We start from the raw sequence: 6,422 nt of genomic DNA on the forward strand, positions 1-6,422 counted from the left end.
ACGTCACACACAGCGCGGCAGCCCGTCCTCAAGCCGCGCGAACGCGCTCTCCGCCGCGACGACGGCATCCCGCCGCACGTCGGCGACCGGCTCGCCGTCCGCGATCCGCCGCCAGTTCTCCTGCGCGAGGATCCGCTGCACGGCGACGATCTGCCCGGCGGCGAGTCTGGCCTCAAGGCCACCGCCGAGCGCCACGGTGAGGGCGTCCTCGGACCGCTCCAGATACTCGTACAGCCGCGCGACCAGCGAAGGAGTCCCGTAGAGCAGCCGGTGGAAGGCGAGGATGTGCGGGTCCCCGTTGACCCCGGTGATGGGGTCGCTCCGCTCGATCCCGGCCAGGAACTGCCGCCGCAGCGCGTCGACGGCGGACTCCCCCGGCGCTCGCGCGGCGACCACACGCGCGGCCTCGTCCTCGTGATCGGCGAACCGGTGCAGGACCAGGTCCTCCTTCGACGAGAAGTACCGAAAGAGGGTCGGCTTCGAGATCTGGGCGGCGGCGGCCACCTCGGCGACGGAGACCCGCTCGAACCCCTTCTGCAGGAAGAGGGTGATGGCGACGTCCGAGACGTCCTGGTACATGCGCAGCTTCTTACGCTCCCGCAGCCCCATGGCCCCCGCAGCACCTGCCACACCTGCCACGCCCACCGCACCCGCCTCACGCGGCGCGCCCACGGCGCTCGCACCACTCACCGCCCGAGTGACCCCGGTCGCGCCGGCAGCACCCCTCGCACCCGTCTCGCCCATGCCCCGAGCCTACGCACTTTCCGGACTCCCGCCCTCCCCTTGAACACCACTTCCTCGCCCCCCTGGCTGATTCCGACCCCTCTCGCCCGACCTCTCCTGCCGGCCCCTCTTGACCTCAACCGAACTTGAGGTCAAAGACTGCCCGCTCACCGTCCACTTCTCTCTTACTGGAGATCCCCGTGCGAGCAGCCCAGGTGACACGCTTCGGCGACCCGTCGGTCCTGATCACGACCGACCTCCCGGACCCGGTCCCCGCCCCCGGCGAAGTACTGATCGACGTCGCGTACGCGGACACGATCTTCGTGGAGACGCAGATACGGTCCGGCTGGGGCGGCGAGTACTTCCCGATAACCCCTCCGTACGTCCCCGGGGGCGGCGTCGCAGGAGTCGTGAGCGCCCTGGGCCCGGACGTCCCCGAGGAGTGGCTGGGCCGCCGGGTAACTTCGTTCGTGACGGGCGCGTACGCGGCCCGAGCCGTGGCGGCGACCTCGGCCTTGACCGTCGTACCGGACTCCTTGGATCTGCTCCAGGCGGCGGCCCTGGTCCACGACGGAGTGACATCGACGGGCCTTCTGGAACTCACCGCGGTCTCCGAGACGGACCGGGTCCTGATCCTCGGCGCCTCGGGCGGCATGGGCACGCTCCTTGTCCAGCTGGCCCATGCGCGGGGTGCCCGGGTGGTGGGCGTGGCCCGGGGCGAGGCGAAGCTCGCCCTGGTACGGGACCTCGGCGCAGACGCGGTCGTCGACGCCACGTCCCCCGACTGGCCGGCCCTGGCCCGCCACGCCCTCGGCGGCCCCGACGGCGCGGCGGACGTGATCCTGGACGGCGTCGGCGGCCAACTCGGCGCGAGCGCCTTCCCCTTGACGGCTGACGGCGGCCGCTTCTCGGCCCACGGCGCCCCAACCGGCGGCTTCGCTCCGCTGGACCCGACAGAGGCCAAGAGCCGCGACATCACCCTCTTCGGCATCGGCGACGTCCAGTTCAGCCCGTCCGACCTCACCCGCCTGACGTCCTACGCCCTCGGAGAGGCTGCGGCGGGGCGGTTGCGGGCGGTTGTCGGGGAGGTGTTTTCGCTAGAGGAGGCGAGTGAGGCGCATCTGGCCGTCGAGGGGCGGGAGTTGTTGGGGAAGGTGGTACTGAAGGTGTGAGCGTAGACCGTCACAGGTCTCCGGGCAGCCCCAGGGCAACGGTGACGGCGTTGCAGGGGCCGCCGGACCGGCTGGTTCTGCGTGTCGTCGGACATGTCCGGCGCCGCGAGGAGCTCGCCGAGTTCAGTCCAATTGGATTGGCGGATCCGCTGTTCGGTGAGCTCGGCGAGAATCCTTATGTCCAGACCCTCACAAGCCCCGGAATGGGGCCGGTGGCCGCTTCGGGCCGACCGATCCGCCAACGGCAGAAGGTCGTTGCGGTTGTGGTGCCCGCCGGTCCAGAAGCACCCCAGGTACCACAACTGGCCATCACAGCGCGCGTTATCACGCACGCTCCTTGCCGAATCCCTCCCCGTGCTTCTGGTACCACCCAACGAGTGAGGCCGAGATCTCCGGCAGGCTCGGCACCCTCTCCAGCCCCAACGGCTCCGCCGCGGCCGCCAGTACCTTCTGTATCTTGCTGCCCGCGCGGTCCAGGAGGCTGCTGTCGGTACCCGACCCCGCGCCCAGCGACAGGGACATCCGGATGACGTCGGTGAACACCGACTGCGCCCGCTTGTAGTCGAGCAGTTTCGGCAGGTCGTCGTACCAGTCGGCCGAACTGCCGGGCCTGACGCCGTCGACGGCCTCGCACCACTGCTCCTTCATCCGGTCTTCCTGATCCTCCGGATACCGCATCAGATAGAGGTGCGTGGCCAGGTCGTACAACGGATCACCGAACATCGCCAGCTCCCAGTCGATGGTCCAGAGTCTCCCTCCGGGATCGACGACGAAGTTCTCGCGATGGAGATCGGCGTGCAGCAGGCAGAAGGGGCGTTCGGTCAACCCCGCCACATGCTTTCTGAGCTGCTTGAAGGAGTCGCCGTCCACGCCGAACGAGCCGAACAGCTCCTCGAAGACGGGGAGGTTCTTCTGGTAGACACGCTCCTCGGTGAAGCAGATGAGCCGCTCCAGGAAGTCCGAGGTGTCACCCTCCCGCGCGCGGTCCTGGGGTTCGCATCTCCTCTCCACCGTGAGCACACCGGAGCCGATGCCGGCCAACTGCCTGAACAGCAAGATGATTTGAGCGAAGATGGTGTCGGGGACGGCACGACCGGACCCGCACCGCGAGCCCAGTGTCTCTCCCTCGATGAACCGCTGAAGACCGACCGGGCCCGCCTGGATGATGTCGGGGATGCCCCCGATGTTTCCCTGCAGAGCCCGGAGCAGCTGCTCCTCCGAGGCGAAACAACGCCTGTCGAACCACAGCAGATTGGTGCGCGGCTCGCGGCACTTCAGGCGGACCGGCCGGGCCGCCTCCGCCTCGCCAGGCAGCGGAAAGACATAGGTTTCGTGGTGGTAGCCCTGGAGTGGTCCTTCGACCACGCTCGCATTGCCACTCACCTCAACGGCTCGCTGCCGAGCCAAGGAAGCCGATTCGGGTGACATAGTCCGTTCTCTCGCGTGAGACCGCACCAATGGTGAAAGAAAGAGGAGAGAGGGGAGAGAGTACCCCCCTGCGGTTTGAGCATCGTGCCAGAAGCGATTCTTCCGATCGCGCCCGTTCGCGTCCGTCTCCTGCGCGAACGTACGGGCTTCCGCTCGCACGAAAGCGGACGCCTGGCCGAGTCGCCCTGAACTCGTACGCAACACAGGTTGTCGTGCTTCACACTGTCCGCGTGACAGTGATGTGGCCTTTGAGCGGCCGATCCAGCGGCCCCCGAGCCCTGCGACAGCTTCTGCACGGCGTGGACGCGGTGTTCTTCGACTTCGACGGCCCCGTCTGCGACCTGTTCGGCAAGAAACCGACCGCGCACATCGCCGAGGAGATCAAGGTCATGGCGCGGCTCGAATGGGGCGCTCTCGACCGTGATGTCGAGGACTGCCACGACTCGCACGGAATCCTCCACCGCCTCAGGGACATGCTCGACGGGACGCCGGCGCAGCGCTGCCGCGAGCCTCTGGACGAGGCGAACACCATCGTCACTCGACATGAATACGATGCCGTGAATTCCGCCGTTCAGGCTCCGGACGTCGAGCCCCTGCTGGACGTGCTGCTCGATCTCCGCAAACGACTGGTGGTCGTGAGCAACAACGCCAAGGAACCCGTCCAGCGATACCTCGAACGTACGGACCTGCAGTCGAGGTTCGAAGCTGTCTGCGGCCGTGATCCACGCGAGCCGCGGCGCATGAAGCCTCACCCCGACGCGGTACGCAGAGCCCTGACGGCCGTGGGCGGCATGGACCCCGCCAAGGCCCTGCTGGTGGGCGACCAGCTCACCGACCTCCAGGCAGCCAAAGCGGCCGGGATCCGCTTCCTGGGATACACACAGGACAGGAGACGCCTACGGCGGATGAAGCAGCACGGAGCGGACGGCGTGGTCGCCTCACACGCTCCGGTCCTCGTCGCGGCCCGGGCGCTCGTCGACGACTACTCCTGCGAGAGACGGCTCCAGACCGAGTCGAAATAGGCCTGCATACTGCCCACGAAGAAGGTGCCCGGAGAGTCCGGGTCGGCGTCACTCTCGTAGTGCAGGAGGCTGGCGCCGATGCCTTCGACGTCCACGGCGGTCAGCTCCTCCCCGTCGTCCAGCACGATCGGGCGCTCGACTACCTGGTACAGCCCGAACAGCGCCTCCGAGCCGTTGAGCAGATAGAACTTGAAGTTCGGAACCACCGATGTACGGCGGATCCTCAGGTCGACCTCGGGCACCAGTTTCTCGACCCTCAGGGACTCCAGGGTGTGCCGCAGCGAGGACGTGGACCGGCGTGCGATGGCCCACACGCGCTCCACCGGGCGCCGGTCGGACGGATCGTCCTTGGACCGGGGAAAGGGCAACTCGGCATCCTCGGAAGGCACAAGAATGCGTACGGCGATGCTCCGCGGAGCGCCGTGGGAATCCACGCGGATACGCTCCGCCTGCAACCGGATGTGTGTGTCGAGGGATTCGCCGGTCAGTGTGAAGACGTCCAGGCTGACCTCCGACCGTCCGAAGGCCTTGCTGATGATCGGGCCGAGAGCCATGGGGCGAGGCGTCGCGCTCCGCAGGATCGCGGGTTGTATCCGCTGCGCCTTGATCACTTTCGATCCACTGCCCTGACGGGACTCGATCCAGTGCTCGTCCGCCAGCATCTTCAGCACTCTCTGCACAGTGTCCCGGGAGACGCCGAACTCCTTGGCCAGGGCCCGCTGCGGCGGCAGGAAGCTTCCCAGCGCGTACTTCCCGGTGAGCATGCTGTTGCGCAGCTCCTCCAGGACACGCACAAACTCCTTGCCGCCCCCTTCGCTCGCCCGCGCTTCGTCCACATGCCGACCGTACCTCTTTCGGTCCACGAGCAAACCAGTTGGCAGTCAACTCGGACAGTCAACTTTCCTGCTGGTTAAGGGATCTACCCGGAAGGGGAAACCAATTTCAAGGCAACCAGTCCAATTGGACGGCAGGTTGACAGATCCGCTGAGGTGGACGGGGTGGGGAACATGGTCTTCTTCCAACTGGTGCGTGTGGGCGCCGAATTCGCGATGGCTCAGTTGGTCCTGTCAAGGCTCGGGGTGACCGGCCTGATCCTGCTGACCCTCGTTTTGGTGGGGCTACGAGCGCGCAGCCCGCGATTGGCCTGGTGGTCGGCCGGGCTCTTCTTCCTGCTGACACTTCAACTCCAGAGCTAGCCCCGGAGAATCTGCAGCACCGGCTGCAGCGACCCCACCACGAACTCGGCTCCGGCGGCCCGCAAGATCTTCTCCTTGCCCTCGTTACGCGCGTAGCCCAAAAAGCGCACTCCAGCACGCTCGGCCGCCTGGAAGTCGGTATCCGCGTCGCCGATCATCAATGTCCCGGACGGCTCCGCCCCCAGAGCGCTCAGAGCGCGATTCAGGCAGTGAGGATGAGGCTTCAGAAGAGAAAGATCCTGAGTGCGGCCGTAGATGTGCGGTGCGAAGCAGTCCGTCAGACCACGGGTGGCCAGGTAACGGCTCGCCACCAGTGGAGAGTTGTTGGTGGCGATGGCCAGTCGCGCACCCACGGCATGCCACGTCCTGATCAGCGGATCCACATACGGGGTGGGGTACGCCGACCCGACGGCCCTCAGCTCCTGGGAGGTGAGACGTTCCTCCAGCTCGATCACCAGGTCGCTGCCCTGATGTCGGCGGTCGACCGCCCGCAGCACGGCGTGCGGGTCGGGTTCGGCCCGCTCTTCGTCGGTGAGGAGCCCGCTCAGCCCTCTCGCCTCGAGCCACCGCACCTGATCCACCGCCACTTGCTCCGCCTTGTGCCCCGCGAACAGTCGACAGATGGGCCCGTCGAAATCGAAGAGCACGAAGCGCGCTCCGGTGATCAAACCCCTTAGTTCCGCAGTCAGTTCTGTCACCGGTTCAGTCTGCTTCGTATCAGGAGTCACTAGGAGAGTGTCAGGCCCGTCGTGATGGCTTCCCAGGGGGCGTTGAACCACTTTTGGGACTGCTCGACGAAGGCGGCGTCGCGTTGGCCTGCCCTTTGCTCGAAGGAGAACAAGAGGGATGTGGAGCCCAACGCGTCGTACATGTCGAGTGTG

General features: G+C 66.9%; 7 protein-coding genes and 1 pseudogene. 3 read left to right on the plus strand and 5 right to left on the minus strand.

Annotated features, from left to right (window positions below):
- Window positions 1-3: 3 nt before the first annotated feature.
- The gene (locus AOK17_RS18175) at window positions 4-609 is read right to left on the minus strand and encodes a TetR/AcrR family transcriptional regulator (protein ID WP_055613546.1); all 606 of its coding nucleotides are present in this window, start codon (window positions 607-609) and stop codon (window positions 4-6) included.
- A gap of 314 nt (window positions 610-923) precedes the next feature.
- Here AOK17_RS18175 and AOK17_RS18180 point away from each other — a divergent pair, with 314 nt between their 5' ends.
- On the plus strand, window positions 924-1,895 hold the full coding sequence (locus AOK17_RS18180; RefSeq protein WP_055613547.1) for a zinc-binding dehydrogenase: 972 nt from the start codon (window positions 924-926) through the stop codon (window positions 1,893-1,895).
- Window positions 1,896-2,219: 324 nt separating this feature from the next.
- Here the strand turns inward: AOK17_RS18180 and AOK17_RS18185 are convergent, their stop codons facing one another.
- Entirely contained in the window at window positions 2,220-3,323 is a 1,104-nt protein-coding gene (locus tag AOK17_RS18185) for a phosphotransferase (protein WP_055613548.1), read from the minus strand.
- Window positions 3,324-3,562: 239 nt separating this feature from the next.
- Between AOK17_RS18185 and AOK17_RS18190 the strand changes: the two genes are divergently transcribed.
- Window positions 3,563-4,345, plus strand: a complete 783-nt coding sequence (locus AOK17_RS18190; RefSeq protein ID WP_055613549.1) for an HAD family hydrolase — start codon at window positions 3,563-3,565, stop codon at window positions 4,343-4,345.
- On the opposite strand, the gene AOK17_RS18195 is transcribed toward AOK17_RS18190, so the two are convergent.
- Window positions 4,306-5,181, minus strand: coding sequence for a winged helix-turn-helix domain-containing protein (locus AOK17_RS18195; RefSeq protein ID WP_055613550.1), 876 nt, complete (start codon window positions 5,179-5,181; stop codon window positions 4,306-4,308). The two genes, AOK17_RS18190 and AOK17_RS18195, sit on opposite strands and share 40 nt — an antisense overlap.
- A gap of 171 nt (window positions 5,182-5,352) precedes the next feature.
- Between AOK17_RS18195 and AOK17_RS18200 the strand changes: the two genes are divergently transcribed.
- Entirely contained in the window at window positions 5,353-5,541 is a 189-nt protein-coding gene (locus AOK17_RS18200; RefSeq protein WP_157881353.1) for a hypothetical protein, read from the plus strand.
- On the opposite strand, the gene AOK17_RS18205 is transcribed toward AOK17_RS18200, so the two are convergent.
- The gene (locus AOK17_RS18205) at window positions 5,538-6,269 is read right to left on the minus strand and encodes an HAD family hydrolase (RefSeq protein ID WP_245697215.1); all 732 of its coding nucleotides are present in this window, start codon (window positions 6,267-6,269) and stop codon (window positions 5,538-5,540) included. The two genes, AOK17_RS18200 and AOK17_RS18205, sit on opposite strands and share 4 nt — an antisense overlap.
- Window positions 6,269-6,422, minus strand: a pseudogene (locus AOK17_RS52270) (GntR family transcriptional regulator); the annotation flags it as partial. The pseudogene AOK17_RS52270 and the gene AOK17_RS18205, both read right to left, overlap by 1 nt.

It is taken from the genome of Streptomyces phaeochromogenes, assembly GCF_001418655.1.
GTDB lineage: Bacteria > Actinomycetota > Actinomycetes > Streptomycetales > Streptomycetaceae > Streptomyces > Streptomyces phaeochromogenes.